Annotated in this window: 17 protein-coding genes and 1 pseudogene; 11 read left to right on the top strand and 7 right to left on the bottom strand. The window is 26.4% G+C overall.

All coding sequences use genetic code 11. The features are described 5' to 3' along the window. Positions 1–94: 94 nt before the first annotated feature. Positions 95–1,081 carry a type IV pili methyl-accepting chemotaxis transducer N-terminal domain-containing protein gene (locus CRU94_RS01950; RefSeq protein WP_129105141.1) on the bottom strand — a complete coding sequence of 329 codons (987 nt, stop codon included), beginning with the start codon at positions 1,079–1,081 and terminating at the stop codon, positions 95–97. After that, a complete protein-coding gene (locus CRU94_RS01945) occupies positions 1,078–1,743 on the bottom strand; it encodes a Crp/Fnr family transcriptional regulator (protein WP_129105140.1) in 666 nt (221 codons plus the stop codon). Before CRU94_RS01945 ends, CRU94_RS01950 begins: the two co-directional genes overlap by 4 nt. Positions 1,744–1,907: 164 nt before the next feature. On the opposite strand from CRU94_RS01945, the gene moaA reads away from it, so the two are divergent. The 5 genes from moaA to CRU94_RS01920 all read left to right on the top strand — a co-directional run bounded on the left by moaA (position 1,908) and on the right by CRU94_RS01920 (position 5,239). Further along, positions 1,908–2,879, top strand: a complete 972-nt coding sequence (gene moaA, locus CRU94_RS01940; protein ID WP_129105139.1) for a GTP 3',8-cyclase MoaA — start codon at positions 1,908–1,910, stop codon at positions 2,877–2,879. 83 nt (positions 2,880–2,962) lie between these two features. Beyond that, entirely contained in the window at positions 2,963–3,235 is a 273-nt protein-coding gene (gene rpsO, locus CRU94_RS01935; protein WP_129105138.1) for a 30S ribosomal protein S15, read from the top strand. A gap of 114 nt (positions 3,236–3,349) precedes the next feature. Next, positions 3,350–3,748, top strand: coding sequence for an RrF2 family transcriptional regulator (locus tag CRU94_RS01930; RefSeq protein WP_066162601.1), 399 nt, complete (start codon positions 3,350–3,352; stop codon positions 3,746–3,748). Next, on the top strand, positions 3,745–4,779 hold the full coding sequence (locus tag CRU94_RS01925) for a DHH family phosphoesterase (RefSeq protein WP_129105137.1): 1,035 nt from the start codon (positions 3,745–3,747) through the stop codon (positions 4,777–4,779). The genes CRU94_RS01930 and CRU94_RS01925 overlap by 4 nt, the downstream gene beginning before the upstream one ends. Before the next feature lie 19 nt (positions 4,780–4,798). Beyond that, the gene (locus CRU94_RS01920) at positions 4,799–5,239 is read left to right on the top strand and encodes a CoA-binding protein (RefSeq protein ID WP_129105136.1); all 441 of its coding nucleotides are present in this window, start codon (positions 4,799–4,801) and stop codon (positions 5,237–5,239) included. Positions 5,240–5,251: 12 nt separating this feature from the next. Here CRU94_RS01920 and CRU94_RS01915 read toward each other — a convergent pair whose 3' ends face one another. Both CRU94_RS01915 and hsrA read right to left on the bottom strand, forming a co-directional pair. After that, positions 5,252–6,526: a sensor histidine kinase gene (locus CRU94_RS01915; RefSeq protein WP_129105135.1), complete on the bottom strand. Its 1,275-nt coding sequence runs from the start codon at positions 6,524–6,526 to the stop codon at positions 5,252–5,254. A 10-nt stretch (positions 6,527–6,536) separates the two neighbouring features. Then, positions 6,537–7,220, bottom strand: a complete 684-nt coding sequence (hsrA, locus tag CRU94_RS01910; RefSeq protein ID WP_129105134.1) for a homeostatic response regulator transcription factor HsrA — start codon at positions 7,218–7,220, stop codon at positions 6,537–6,539. Positions 7,221–7,372: 152 nt separating this feature from the next. Between hsrA and CRU94_RS01905 the strand changes: the two genes are divergently transcribed. The 4 genes and pseudogenes from CRU94_RS01905 to CRU94_RS09790 all read left to right on the top strand — a co-directional run. Then, entirely contained in the window at positions 7,373–8,179 is an 807-nt protein-coding gene (locus tag CRU94_RS01905) for a peptidylprolyl isomerase (protein ID WP_129105133.1), read from the top strand. Positions 8,180–8,190: 11 nt separating this feature from the next. After that, positions 8,191–9,258 (top strand): class II fructose-bisphosphate aldolase, encoded by a 1,068-nt coding sequence (gene fbaA, locus CRU94_RS01900; RefSeq protein ID WP_129105132.1) that lies wholly within the window; start codon positions 8,191–8,193, stop codon positions 9,256–9,258. Between the two features lie 17 nt (positions 9,259–9,275). Then, on the top strand, positions 9,276–10,208 hold the full coding sequence (locus CRU94_RS01895; RefSeq protein ID WP_129105131.1) for a malate dehydrogenase: 933 nt from the start codon (positions 9,276–9,278) through the stop codon (positions 10,206–10,208). A 132-nt stretch (positions 10,209–10,340) separates the two neighbouring features. Then, positions 10,341–10,418 (top strand): annotated as a pseudogene (locus CRU94_RS09790) (aldehyde dehydrogenase family protein); the annotation flags it as partial. A gap of 24 nt (positions 10,419–10,442) precedes the next feature. Here CRU94_RS09790 and CRU94_RS01885 read toward each other — a convergent pair. After that, a complete protein-coding gene (locus CRU94_RS01885; RefSeq protein ID WP_129105130.1) occupies positions 10,443–10,676 on the bottom strand; it encodes a hypothetical protein in 234 nt (77 codons plus the stop codon). A 138-nt stretch (positions 10,677–10,814) separates the two neighbouring features. Here CRU94_RS01885 and dcm point away from each other — a divergent pair, with 138 nt between their 5' ends. Both dcm and CRU94_RS01875 read left to right on the top strand, forming a co-directional pair. Beyond that, entirely contained in the window at positions 10,815–12,128 is a 1,314-nt protein-coding gene (dcm, locus tag CRU94_RS01880; protein ID WP_129105129.1) for a DNA (cytosine-5-)-methyltransferase, read from the top strand. Continuing rightward, complete coding sequence (locus CRU94_RS01875; protein ID WP_258237352.1) at positions 12,121–13,518, top strand: Sau3AI family type II restriction endonuclease; 1,398 nt, start codon at positions 12,121–12,123, stop codon at positions 13,516–13,518. The genes dcm and CRU94_RS01875 overlap by 8 nt, the downstream gene beginning before the upstream one ends. Position 13,519: 1 nt before the next feature. Here the strand turns inward: CRU94_RS01875 and CRU94_RS01870 are convergent, their stop codons facing one another. Both CRU94_RS01870 and CRU94_RS01865 read right to left on the bottom strand, forming a co-directional pair. Next, on the bottom strand, positions 13,520–13,909 hold the full coding sequence (locus CRU94_RS01870; protein WP_129105128.1) for an ExbD/TolR family protein: 390 nt from the start codon (positions 13,907–13,909) through the stop codon (positions 13,520–13,522). After that, positions 13,906–14,382: a MotA/TolQ/ExbB proton channel family protein gene (locus tag CRU94_RS01865; protein WP_129105127.1), complete on the bottom strand. Its 477-nt coding sequence runs from the start codon at positions 14,380–14,382 to the stop codon at positions 13,906–13,908. Before CRU94_RS01865 ends, CRU94_RS01870 begins: the two co-directional genes overlap by 4 nt. Between the last annotated feature and the right edge of the window lie 65 nt (positions 14,383–14,447).

Raw genomic sequence — 14,447 nt, 5'->3', positions numbered from 1 at the left:
ATTATAATAGTAACGAAAAAGGTGTGAATTGGATTTGATGTTAATCAAGATTATTTAAGTATTTAAAGAGATATTTATAAAAAAGAGTTAAGTTTTAACTCTTTTTTTCACAAAATAATACTATTTTTTCAAGTTCATTTTTTAGTTCAGCTAATCTTTTTGCAGAGTGTAAAAGTTGCTCTTGAGTCTCTATAGCAATATCTTCACTTCTATTTAGTTGAAGAGATATCTCACTTTTATTTTGTAACTCATTTATAATTTCATCAAACTCATTTGTTAGCTCTTCAAGTTTTACTGAGGCATTTTTAGATTGCTCTATTGCACTGTTTGAATCAATTATTGCACCATTTATCTTTTTTAAAAAACTATTTAATACATTACTAGCATCTATAAACTCATTTTCAGCCTCAATCTCTATTGGTTTTAAAGGATTTGCAAAATTTTGTTCCATCGCTTTTTTAGATTCACTAATAAACTTTAATGCATTTTTTTCCATATTTTTTAATTCTAAAAAGCTATAAATTATTAGAAAGATAATTAAAATTGCAAAGAAATATTGTGTATTTTTTAAAAAGTTAACTTTTTTTTCACTATGAATTGTATATAAAGATACTAAAGCATCTATCTCATTTAATAAGTTTATATTTTTTGAGTATATTAAATCAACAATCTTTTTTAACTCTATCTCTTCACCATCTTTTTGTAATAAAGATTTAAATTGTTCTATATTTTTATAGAAATCATTCCATAAAAATTCAACTTTTAATAGTTGATTCTCTATTTGAAATGTTGAAATTTTTTTTAGGCTATTCTCTCCTTTTAAACTATTTAAATTGTATATAAACTCTTTAATACTACTATTTAATTCATCTTTTGAAGCAGTTTTATTTTGGTTTAAATAGAAGATGTTTTTTGAAATATTTTGACTAAGCATTCTTTGTTTACCAGCTATATTTATAATTGTTGCATCTTTGTGATTTTTATCATTTAAATATATTGTGGCAGTTACAATACTTAACAGTAAAAGTGTAAATAAGATTCCAATAATTTTTATTTTTGTGCTAATACTATTTTTTTTCATTCTCCTACCCCTTTAAAAATTGAATTTAATGCTATTTTATCTTTAATCTCTATTTTTTGATTCTCTATTTCAATAATTCCATCTCTTGATAACTTTTTTAAAACTCTAGATAGAGTTTCAGGTTGAATATGTAACATAAAACTCACATCTTGTCTTTTTAAGCTATTAAACATTTTTAAATCGCTAGATATCATAAATGCAACTTTTGCAGTTGCATCAAATACAAGTTCCCTATTTATTAGACATTGAAGTTTATGATTTTTTTTTAAAAGAGCTTCCACCAACTCTTTTACTAATATATTTTTATCAAAAAAATGCTCTTGCAATTTTTTGAAATTAATAAATAGCACTATTGAATCCTCAACAAAAGATGCATTAGAGAAACAGTTTATTTGAGTGCTATTAGTAGAACTTAATTCACTCACTAAAGAGTCTTCATATATATGGTATAGAAAAATTTCATTATCAAATTTATCATATTTATAAACTTTTATCATTCCAGAAACCAAAAAAATAATATTGTTATTTAAATCAGTTTCATAAAAAAGAATAGAGTCCTTTTTATATTTTGATACAAAAGAGAAAGATGATAAAAGTTCAAGATTTTTTTCATCTAAGTTTTTAAAAAAGCTTAAATTTCTAAGGCTTTCAAAAAGTGTCATAAAAATCCCTCAAATGTTTTGTTTAAGTGATTGTATATTATGCTTGTAAAAATATTAATTAAATTATTTAAGTTTTTTAATAATTAAAATTAAAAGTATTGATAAAAGTCAAAGAGTATCCTATTTTAACAAGATAGAATATTTAATAAAAAATAAGGTTTTATATGTTAATTGATAAATTTGGAAGAAAACACGATTATTTAAGAGTTTCCGTTACCGAAAGGTGTAATTTTAGATGTCACTATTGTATGCCAGAAAAACCATTCTCTTGGGTTCCAAAAGAGAATTTATTATCATATGAAGATATGTTTAAGTTTATAAAAATTGGTATTGATGAGGGAATAAAAAAGGTAAGAATTACTGGTGGAGAGCCACTTTTAAGAGATGATTTAGATAAATTTATAAAAATGATTAGTGATTATAAAAAGGATATAGATTTAGCTCTCACAACAAATGGTTACTTACTTCCTCAAATGGCACAGAAATTAAAAGATGCTGGATTAAAGAGGATTAATATCTCTTTGGATAGTTTAAATAAAGATAGAGCTTCAAAAATTGCTCAAAAAGATGTTTTAGAAAGAGTTTTAGAGGGAATTTCAAAAGCAAAAGAGCTTGGACTTAAAGTTAAAATAAATTGCGTTCCACTAAAAGGAGTTAATGATATTGATATTTTAGATATTTTAGAATTTTGTAAAAAAGAGGGTTTTACTGTTAGATACATTGAGTTTATGGAGAACTCATTTGCAAAAAATAGTGCAAAGGGCTTGAACTCTGATGAGATTTTAGAGATTATAAAAACAAAATATAAAAATATTGAAAAAGTAGAAAGAGATAGAAGCTCTCCAGCTCAATACTATAAGTTAGAAGATGGATATGAGTTTGGAATAATTGAGCCTCATAAAGATGATTTTTGTGCCTCTTGTAATCGAATACGATTAACAGCTGAAGGGTTTTTGATACCTTGTTTATATTTTGAAGATGCTATGAGTATAAAAGATGCAGTTAGAGCAAATGATATAGAAAAAGCGAGTGAAATATTAAAAAAAGTTTTACAAAATAAACCAGAGAAAAATAGATGGTCAACAAAAAGTGATAATGAAATTTCAAGTAGAGCATTTTATGAGACAGGTGGATAAGTAAAATTAAAGCAAATTTTTTATACAATTCGCCACTATTTTAAAAATAGATTAAATTAACATATACCTATTAGGAGGTCAAAATGGCTTTAGATCAGGAAGTAAAAGCAAGTATTATTGCAAAATACGGAAGAAAAGAGAATGATACAGGTTCAGCTGAGGTTCAAATTGCACTATTAACAGAGCAAATTAAAATTTTAACTGAGCATTTAAAAGTGTTCAAAAAAGATCACTCTTCAAGATTGGGTCTTTTAAAAATGGTTGGAAAAAGAAAAAAACTTTTAGCATATTTAAAAAGAACAGATTATGCTAGATTTACAACATTAGTTGAAAACTTAGGAATTAGAGCAAAATAGTTTTGCAATCTAATTGCTAAAAAGGGGAGAGCTTTTGCTCTTCCCTTTTTTTATATCTACTCTTTTTAATAATATCTTTTGTACAATATAATCAAAAATTGAAATGGATTTAAAATGTTATTAACAAAAAAGAGTGAATATGCTTTATTATCGCTAATTTATATCTCAAAACAAGAAGAACCTATAAATGTTGATTTTTTATCAAAAGAGTTAGAGATTTCAAAATCATTTTTGGCAAAAATTATGCAAAGTTTGGCAAAAGATGGATTAGTAACTTCTCACAGAGGTGTAAATGGTGGTTTTACACTTAATAAATCAATAGATGAGCTTACAATTTTAGAGATAGTGGTATCAGCAGAAGAGAGAAATCCAGCTGTTTTTGAGTGTTCTGAATCTATAACATCTTGTCCAAATAATAAAGCAAAGTTGTGTTTTATTTGGCCTTTATTAAATAATTTACAATTTAAAGTAAATGATTTTTTATCTCAATTAACTTTGAAAGATATATTATGAGACTTTTTCATATTTCACACACAGATTTAGATGGTTATGGTTGTCAATTTTTAACAAATAAACTTTTTAAAAATGCTACTTTTTATAATGCAAATTATGGATTAGAGGTAAAACAGGCTTTAAAACAAGCAATAAATGATATAAAAAATTATAAAGATGATAAATTACTTTTTATAATAAGTGATTTGAATTTAACACAAGATGAGAGTTTTGAACTTGATAATGAGATAAATAGTTTAAAAAATAGTGGTTTTGATATAACTTTACAGCTATTAGATCACCACATAACTGGTAAAAAGAGTTCAGAAAAATACTCTTGGTACTATTTAGATGATAAAAGATGTGCTACAAAAATAGTCTATGACTATTTGTTTGAAAATTTTGACAAAAGCATATCTTCTTACAAAGAGTTGGTTGATACTATAAATGCTGTTGATATTTGGCTTGAAAAACAAAGAGATAATTTTGAGTTTGGTAAAGTTTTAATGAGCTCAATTTCAAAAGCAAGAGAGATAAACTCTATACTTTTTAGCTCTTTGGATAGAGAGTACAAATTTTATCTGCTTGAAAAGGCAGTTGAATATCTAAATTTAGAAAATAGACATATAATTTTTGATAATGAAATTCACAAGATAAAAAAAGAGTTTTTAAAAGAGAGTGTTGATGATACTTTAGATAACTTAAGTGCAAACTATTTAGTAAAATCTCTTGATAGTATAAAAGAGGAGTTAACTATCTTTTATAAAGAGCATAAAGGTCTTATGACTTACTGCTTGGGAGGAATATCGATTCCTGCAAATAGTTTTTTAAGAGCAAATAGGGATTATGATTTTTTTATAGATATAAATAAAAAAGGAAATGCATCTTTTAGAGCTGATGGAAAAGTTGATGTAGCAATGCTTGCTTCAAAATTAGCAAATGGTGGTGGGCATGTAAATGCAAGTGGGTGTAAGTTTGATGATTTTGTTGATAGCATAAATTTGCAAGATGTAAGAAGTTATATTCAAAGAAAATTAGATAGTATAGATTAATCTTAAAAAAGGAGTGAAAATGGAGTGCGAATTTCCAACTGTTAATTCAAATAAAGATGAGATAAAAGAGATTTTTGATAATACAAAAACAATTGCGATTGTAGGGCTATCTCCTGATAACGAAAAAGCATCTTTTAAAGTTGCTTCATATTTACAAAGCAAAGGTTTCAAAATAGTTCCTATTTATCCAAAAGAGGATGAGATTTTAGGAGAAAAAGTTTATAGAAGTTTAGAAGAGATTCCTTTTGATATTGATATGGTCGATATTTTTAGAAAACCAGATGCAATAGCAAAAGTTGTTGATGAAGCTATTAGATTAAAAGATTCAAAAAATATAAAATCTGTTTGGTTTCAATTGGGACTTGCAAATAATGAAGCAGCTCAAAAAGCAGTTGAAAATGGATTAAAAGCTGTACAAAATAAGTGTACAAAAATAGAGCATAAAGCTATTTATGAGTAGGATTAGATTTTTCTAATCCTCAATTGTTATAAGTTTTAATTCAAATTTAGCAATAGCTCCACTCTTTCCATCGCTTCTATTTTTTATAGATATTTCAGCATTTAAAGCATCAGCAGCAATTTTTGCAAGATAAAGACCTAATCCAACTCCGCTTTTATCTCCAACTTTTTTAAATGGAGCAAAAACATCGATGTTTTCATCTATTCCAACTCCTTCATCTACTACACTTAAAATAATTGTATTATCTCTTTTTTTGAAATAGACTTCAATGTTTTTGCCATTTGGAGTAAATTTAATTGCATTTTGTACAAAATTTTGAAGTATTTGCATAAAAAGAGTCTCTTGAGTATTTAGCTCAAAGCTAGAGATGTTTGTAATAAATCTCATATTTATCTCTTTTTTTAAAGCTAACATCTTATAATCTTCAACTTTTTTATTTATAAAAGATACAAGCTCAATATTTTTTGACTGTTCAAATTGTGCACCCTCTGTTCTTCCAATATCTAAAATTGAGCTAATCATAATATTCATACTATTTATTTCACTAATAGTTAATTTTATAGCATCTTCATATTCACTTTTTTCTCTTGGTTTTTTAAGCATAAGCTCATTTTTAAGTTTCATAACAGCAAGAGGAGTTTTAAGTTCATGAGCAATTCCAATATATAACTCTTTTTTAAATTTTAAATATGTACCAATACGATTTGTCAAAGAGTTTATAGAGTTTGCAAGTGTTGTAAACTCTGTTGGAAGATTTTTTGTATCAATTTGTGATAAAGAGTTCTCATCCATATTTGATAATTTTTTATTTATCTCAACAATAGGTTTTAAAAGAGATTTAGCAACTACCAAAGAGTAAATAAGCATTAAAATAAAACCAGGAATAGCCAAAGAGAAGAAGTTTTTAAAAATAATTGAATTTAAAATATCTCTCTCAAGAGTTATATCTTTTGTGATTTGTAAAAATGCATCATCTTTCATAGGAAAAATTAATTTTGCAAATGTTTTATCATCTTCAAAAAATTTTATAAATTTAATATCTTTTTGGTTGTTTTCTAAAAAAACTAGTTCAATTTTTTGTGTTTCACTAAAGATATTTTGAAATTTATCAAAAGAGATATAAGATTTTTCAATATGTTTTGCTTGTTTTAAGAGACTCTTTTCAATGTTGCTATAAAAAGAGCTTTTTGCATATTCATAAAATATAAAAGAGAGAATGATTAGAAAAAAAGAGGTAGCTATAATTAGTTTTGTATAAAACTGTTTATAGATACTCTTAATTTTCATAATTTAAATACTATTTTTCCTCAGAAGCTTGGTTTGGATAACAGAATCTATAACCTCTTCTTCTAATTGTTTCAATAGTTGAAATATTTAATGGTTTATCCATTTTTTGTCTAATTTGATTTATTGCAACCTCAATAACATTTGGAGTTACAAGCTCAGGCTCTTCCCAAATAGCATCAAGCAGTTGCTCTTTTGAAACAATTTGATCTCTATGTCGTGCTAGGTGAGTTAAAACTTCAAAAGGTTTACCTTTTAACTCTATCTCTTCACCAGCATACTCTATTTTTTCTTCATCAGGATTGATAATTAAATCATCAATCTCTATGATATTTGTTCCACCAAATCTCAATCTTGCTTCAATTCTTGCAAGTAAAATATCAAAATCAAATGGTTTTTTAATAAAATCATCAGCACCTGATCTTAATGCTTCGATTTCACTCTCTTTATCATCTCTTGCAGAGATAATTACAACAGCAGTTCTTGAACTTCTGTTTTTCACAATTTTACATAGTTCAATTCCATCACCATCAGGTAGCATCCAGTCTGTTAAAACTAAATCATAATTTCTAATGTCAATAAAGTATTCAGCATCTTTGTAGTTTTCAGCGCTATCAACTTGGTAACCAAAATCAACTAATCCTTCTTGTAGTGTTCTATTTAATGTGATTTCATCTTCAATAATCAAAATTCTCATTTCTATCCTTAAACTTAAGTTAATTTTAATTTTGCGGAAGTATATCATAAAAAAAAGTTTTTTTAAATAGAGTTTAAACTAAAAATATAAAAATAAAGGAAAATATAGTAGAATGCACCATTTATTTGAAATTAACTATAAAAAGGAATGTAATGAAAAAAATAGTGCTAACTACTGCATCTTTGTTTTTTCTTGCTACAAGCTTAGTAGCAAATGATTATTATGCAACTGTAAATGGGGATAAAATAACAAAGCAAGATATAAATCTTTTAATACAAGATCCAAGAGTAAATTTTGATCAACTTCCAGATGAGATGAAAAAACAGATTATTGATGGTGCAATCAATAGAAAACTTCTTGCAAAAAATGCTTTAGATAGCGGTGTTGAAAAAGATGCTGAGTATATTGATGCAATGAATAGAATTAAAGAGGATGTTGCTCTTCAAGTTTGGCAAAAACAAAAAGCTGATAGTATAAAATTTAGTGAAAAAGAGAAAAAAGAGTTTTATAGCAAAAACAAAGAAAAATTCATTATTCCAGAAAATTTTGAAGCTAGACATATTTTAGTTGATAGTGAAATAGATGCTAAAGATGTTGTAAAAGAGCTTGATAAAGCTGTAAATAAAGAGGCAAAATTTAAAGAGTTGGCTAAAGCTAAATCAAAAGATGGTGCAGGACAAAATGAGGGATACTTAGGTAAGTTCTCAGCAAATGATATGGTTCCTGATTTCTCAAATGCAATTAAAGCTCTTAAAAAAGGAACTTATTCAAAAACTCCTGTAAAAACAGAGTTTGGTTATCATGTGATTTTTTTAATCGATAAAACTCCTTCAAAAGAGTTGAGTTATGATGAAGTTAAAGATAATATTGAAAGAATAATGAAGAGTGAAAAATTAAATAAAGATATTGAACAGTTAGTTTCAGATCTTAGAAAAAAAGCAAAAATAGTAATTAAATAAGGATAAGAAGAATGGGTGTATTAGATGTTGTAAATGCAGGTGTTTTAACTGGAAGTGAGGCTAAAAAACTTTTTGCTTATGCAAAAAAAGAGGGATTTGCTATTCCAGCTGTTAATGTTGTAGGAACAGATTCTATAAATGCTGTTTTAGAAGTTGCTTCAAAAGTTAAATCTCCAGTTATTATTCAATTTTCAAATGGTGGAGCTGGTTTTTTTGCTGGAAAAGGTTTAAAAACTAGTGATGCTGCTATTTTAGGAGCTATTAGTGGTGCAAATCATGTTCATACTATGGCAAAAGCTTATGGAATACCAGTTATTTTACATACAGACCATGCTGCTAAAAAACTTCTTCCTTGGATTGATGGCTTACTTGATGCAGGAAAAGAGCATTTTGCAAAAACAAAAAGACCACTATTTACATCTCATATGTTAGATTTAAGTGAAGAGAGCTTAGAAGAGAATATTGAAATTTGTGTAGAGTACTTTAAAAAGATGAATGCTCTTGATATGATGATTGAAATAGAGCTTGGAATTACAGGTGGAGAAGAGGATGGAGTTGATAATACAAATGTAGATAATTCACTTTTATATACACAACCAAGTGAAGTTGCATTTGCTTATGAAAATTTAATTAAAGTTGGAGAGAACTTTACAATTGCTGCTAGTTTTGGAAATGTTCATGGAGTTTATAAGCCAGGAAATGTTGTATTAAGTCCAAAAATTTTAGATAATTCTCAAAAATATATTGAAGAGAAGTTTAAGACAGATTCAAAACCTGTTGATTTTGTGTTCCATGGTGGAAGTGGCTCAGAGCTTCAAGATATTAGAGATGCTATTTCATATGGTGTTATTAAAATGAATATTGATACAGATACACAGTGGGCATTTTGGGATGGTGTTAGAGCTTATGAAGCAAAATACAAAGGGTATTTACAAGGACAAATTGGAAATCCTGAGGGTGAAGATAAACCAAATAAAAACTACTATGACCCAAGAAAATGGTTAAGAGCTGGTCAAGAGAGTATGATTGCTAGACTTGAAGTTGCATTTAGTGATCTATTAGCACTTAATAAAAACTAATTTTTTTAGGATATATTTTGAATAAAAGAAGAGTTGGAATTGTTGGTGTTGGAAATGTTGGTTCATCAATTGCTTATAAATTAGCATTTCAAGAACTTTGTGATGAGATTTTATTAAAAGATATTAGAGAAGATTATACCAAAGCAATTGCTTTGGATATCTCTCAAGCAATAAGTTTTAAAAATATAAAAACTACAATAAAAGCTATCTCTTTGGATGAGGATTTCAAAGATTGTGATATTGTAGTGGTTACTGCTGGAATTGCTAGAAAACCTGATATGAGCAGAGATGATCTTCTATTTACAAATGCCAATATTATGAACTCTATTATAAAAAATATTGCAAAATATAATCCAAACTCTATTTTAATAATTGTTTCAAATCCTCTTGATGCAATGGTATATCAAGCTTTAAAAACTTCAAACTTCCCAAAACAGAGAGTTTTGGGAATGGCTGGAATTTTAGATAGCTCTAGAATGTCATATTTTATAAAAGAGAAGCTTGGAAATAAAAATGTCCAAGCTATGGTTTTAGGTGGACATGGAGATGATATGGTACCACTTATAAAACATACAAAAGTTGATAATATAGCTTTAGATGAGCTTTTAGATGAAAATGAGATTGAAGATATTGTTGAAAAAACAAGAAAAGGTGGACTTCAAATAGTTGAGCTTTTAAAAACAGGTTCAGCATATTTTGCACCAGCTCAATCTACATTTTTGATGATAGAATCTATTTTAAAAGATAAAAAAACAATCTACCCTTGTGCTGTTTTTTTAGATAAAGAGTATGGTTACTCAAATGTGGTTACTGGAGTTCCTGTTGTTTTAGGTAAAAATGGTGTTGAGAAGATTATAGAACTTGAACTTACAAACAAAGAAAAAGATGAATTTGCTAAATCTGTAAACTCTGTACAAAATCTAATAGATAAGATTAAAGATAAATTTTAAATAGAATATTGTGTATTTTAGTAACAAAAATTAATTAAAATTTATACAAAAATCCATTTAACTATTTATTATTATCTTGCTACTTTTGTGTGATAGTATCCTTGATATCTAATATCAAAAATGAGTTATTGTGATTTCCCACTTCTTATGGCAGCTTGAAAACTAGCACCTGCAATTGCTGCTGGAAATTGTGTTGTTTTAAAACCAGCTAGCTGAACTCCACTTTCAATACCTCTATTTTAAATTAAAATATTCAAATTTTTTATCTTTTAACTCAATAGCAATTATCTCATTAAAAGTTGTTTCTAGCAAATAAGAACTTTTTATTTTTAAATTTTCAAAAGCTTCTTTGCTATTTAATCCTTTTGAAAAACCAATAACTTGCATATTTTCAATATCAGGCATAATTTCTTCACTATTTGGTTGAAATGTATAACCTTCAAAAGTTATAAAAATGAAATCTTTCATATTTTTCCTTATTAAATATAAATTCTATAATAATATAGTAAAATCTCTATTTTAAATAAATTTATTACAATTTGCAATATTTTTAAGTTCTCTAAAAATTTATTGATAAAATAATCAAAAATAGTATTGGAGTTAAAAATGAAATTGTCAAATTTATTTTCAATCTTAAGTATTATGGAAGAAAAATCAAATATGAATAAAGAAATAACAGAAAAAAGTACAATAAGAACAATTGAGCTTTTTGCAGGAGTAGGAGGTTTTAGATTAGGATTACAAAGAGCATCAAATGATTATAAAATTGTTTGGAGTAATCAATGGGAACCAAGCACTAAAGCTCAACATGCTAGTGATATATATTGTGCTAGATTTGGTTTTGAAAACCATTTAAATGAAGATATAAGTAAAGTATCAATAGATGAAATACCAAACCATGATTTACTAGTAGGTGGTTTTCCTTGTCAAGATTATTCAGTTGCAAGTATCTTAAAAAATGCACAAGGTATTGTTGGTAAAAAAGGTGTTCTTTGGTGGCAAATTTATAGAATTCTTGAAGAAAAAAAAGAGAAAGCTTCAAAATACCTATTATTAGAAAATGTTGATAGACTTCTTAAGTCACCAGCTTCACAAAGAGGTAGAGATTTTGCTTTAATGTTATCTTCTTTAAATAGTTTAGGATATATGGTTGAGTGGAGAGTAATTGATGCAAGTTTATATGGAATGCCACAAAGAAGAAAAAGAATTTTTATTCTTGGTTATAAAAACGAAACAGCAATTTATAATAAATTAAAAGATGAAACTCCAAAAAATATTTTAGAGAAAAAAGGAATATTTGCAAAATCATTTCCAATAAAAGAAATAAATAATATTTTTGAATATTCTTTAAGTGATAATTTGGTAGATATTTCAAACAATTTCAATTTAAATAATAGTTTAAACAATCCATTTTTAGAAGCTGGTTTTATGATTGATGGAAAATATTTTACTTCTAAAGTTGATGAGAATTATCAAGGAAATTTTGTAACTTTAGGTGATATTATTGAAAAAGATGAAAATAAAATTTCAAAAGAGTTTTTTATAGATGAAGTAGAACTTGAAAAGTGGAAATATCAAAAAGGTGCTAAATCTTTTGAAAGAGTTAATAAAACTACAGGACATAAGTATAATTATAGTGAAGGCTCGATGAGTTTTCCAGATAGTTTAGAAAAACCTTCAAGAACAATTATAACTGCTGAAGGTGGTTCTAGTGCATCAAGATTTAAACATGTTATTTTTGTAAATAATAAGTATAGAAGATTAACACCAATTGAGTTAGAAAGATTAAATATGTTTCCAGATAATCATACCCTAGGAGTAAGTGATACAAAAAGAGCTTTTCTTATGGGAAATGCTTTGGTTATTGGAGTTATCGAAAAATTAGGAAAAGAGTTAAGAAAGGAGATTCTTCTTGATTAGTTTGCCTTATAATCCATCATCAAAAGATTCAATAATATCTTATGCAAAAAAACTTATTGGAAAAAATTTAAAAGAGTTTTGTCCAAAAGATATAAGTAATGGTAAAAATAAAGGTGGGTTTGGACAATTTTTGGAGAAATATTATTTTTTATATGAACCAAATAGTTTAGAAGAACCAGATTTTTCTTTAGCAAAATTAGAGTTAAAAAGTTCACCTTTGAAAGAGCTAAAAAACCTAAAGTTCGTATCAAAAGAGAGATTAGTACTAAATATTATAAACTATATGGATATAGTAAATCAAGATTTTGAATTTAGTTCTTTTTATAAAAAAAATAAAAACTTACTATTAGTTTTTTATCTACATAAAGTTGATGAAACAGTTTTTGATTACAAGATTAAAATTGTTGATGAATGGAATTTTCCTAGTTTAGATTTAGAGTTAATTAAACAAGATTTTTTGAGAATAAAAGAAAAAATCTTAAATGGAAAAGCACATGAACTTTCAGAAGCAGATACTTTATATTTAGGTGCTTGTACAAAAGGTTCAAAAGGTGGTAATAAAAGAGAACAACCAAATAGTAACATAAAAGCAAAGCAGAGAGCTTTTTCATTAAAACAGGGATATGTAAACCATATAATTGCAAGTTTAAGTGGTAATAAAGAAAAATATGGAAAGGTAATTGATAACTTAGAAGTTTTAAAGAAAAAAAGTTTTGAAGAGGTTATTTTAGATAAATTTAAAGCTTATTATGGAAAAACAGTTTCTCAAATTATTAATGATTTAAATATTGAATTAAATTCTAAAGCTAAAAATTTTTATGCTAATTTGACAAAAGCTATTTTAAATATTAAGCAAGATTGTGAAATAGAAGAGTTTAAAAAAGCTGATATTGAAGTTAGAACTGTACGATTAAAAAATAATAATCTTCCAAAAGAAGATATATCTTTTAAGGCTTTTAAGTATGAAGATATTATAAAGCAAAATTGGAATAGTTCAGAATTCAAAGAAATTTTAGAAAAAAAATTTATATTTATATTTTTTAAATATTATGGAGATGAATTAAAACTAGAAAAAGTAAAATTTTGGAATATAAGTAATGATGATTTACAAATTGTTAGAAAAATGTGGATAGATACAAAAAAAGTAATAATAAGTGGAAATATAGTTAAAGAGATAAAAACTGACAAAAATGGGAAAATAAAAAGATATACAAATTTTCCAGGTAAAAAAGATAATGACATTTCACATGTAAGACCTCATGGACAAAATAGTCAAGATGTTTTTGCTTTACCTATTGAAGATAAACTTACACGAGAAAAATTTTATACAAAACACTGCTTTTGGCTAAATGCTTCTTATGTAAAAGAAAAAATATTTAAAGATATTTAAATTATTTTTTCTCCTCATTCGTAACCAAAGCCAAATTATTCAAACTATATTTTTGAAGCAAATCAAGAACTTTAACAACTCTTTCATAAGGTACTTTTTTATCAATTCGCACAATTACTGCATCATTTTTATTCTCAATAGCTTTTAAATTATCCTCTAAAGAGTCAAAAGATACTTCAATACCTTTAATAGCAAGTTTATCAACACTAAGCTCTATGAAAATCTGCTCTTTTTTTACCGCTAACTCTTTTGCATTGGCTTTTGGTAAATCAAGCATGAGTGCTAGTTCCTCTTTTTTAAAAACACTTGTAACCAAAAAGAAGATTAAAAGAATAAAAACAACATCAATAATAGGTGTTAAATCAAGTCCTAAAGGCTCTCTTCTTTTCATTTAGACTCTTTGATTAGCTCTTTTTTAGCTTTTATCTCTATTTTATCAACTAAAGATATGAAGTGATTGTATGCAATTTGGTGAGGAATTGATACTATAATTCCAGCAATTGTAGTAATTAGTGCAATCGCAATTCCACCTGAAAAAATTGTAGGATCACCCAAACCTTTTTGTGTAATATCTTCAAAAGATGTGTAAATTCCAATTACAGTTCCCAAAAGTCCAAGAAGTGGAGCTACTATTGCAATATTTTTTATAATTGTAAGACCTGTTTCTAACTTTTTAATCTCATACTCAATTTGTGCAGAAATTGAACCATTTAAATCAAGATTTTGTGCAATTTTTGAGATAATTTTATTGACTTGAGGAAGAGTTGTAAATTTCCAAATAATTATTGTAAAACCAATAATATTTAAAAAAATTAATATATAAACAATTGCTCCACCTTTATCAATATACTCCATTAAGTTCATAAATAGCCTTTTTCATTTTTCTTGTATTGTACAAAATTTTTTGTTAATTGATGATAGAATTACTT

The sequence above is a fragment of the Arcobacter sp. AHV-9/2010 genome (genome assembly GCF_004116575.1).
Lineage (GTDB): Bacteria > Campylobacterota > Campylobacteria > Campylobacterales > Arcobacteraceae > Aliarcobacter > Aliarcobacter skirrowii.
This window is presented reverse-complemented; position numbering and strand designations above follow the sequence as displayed.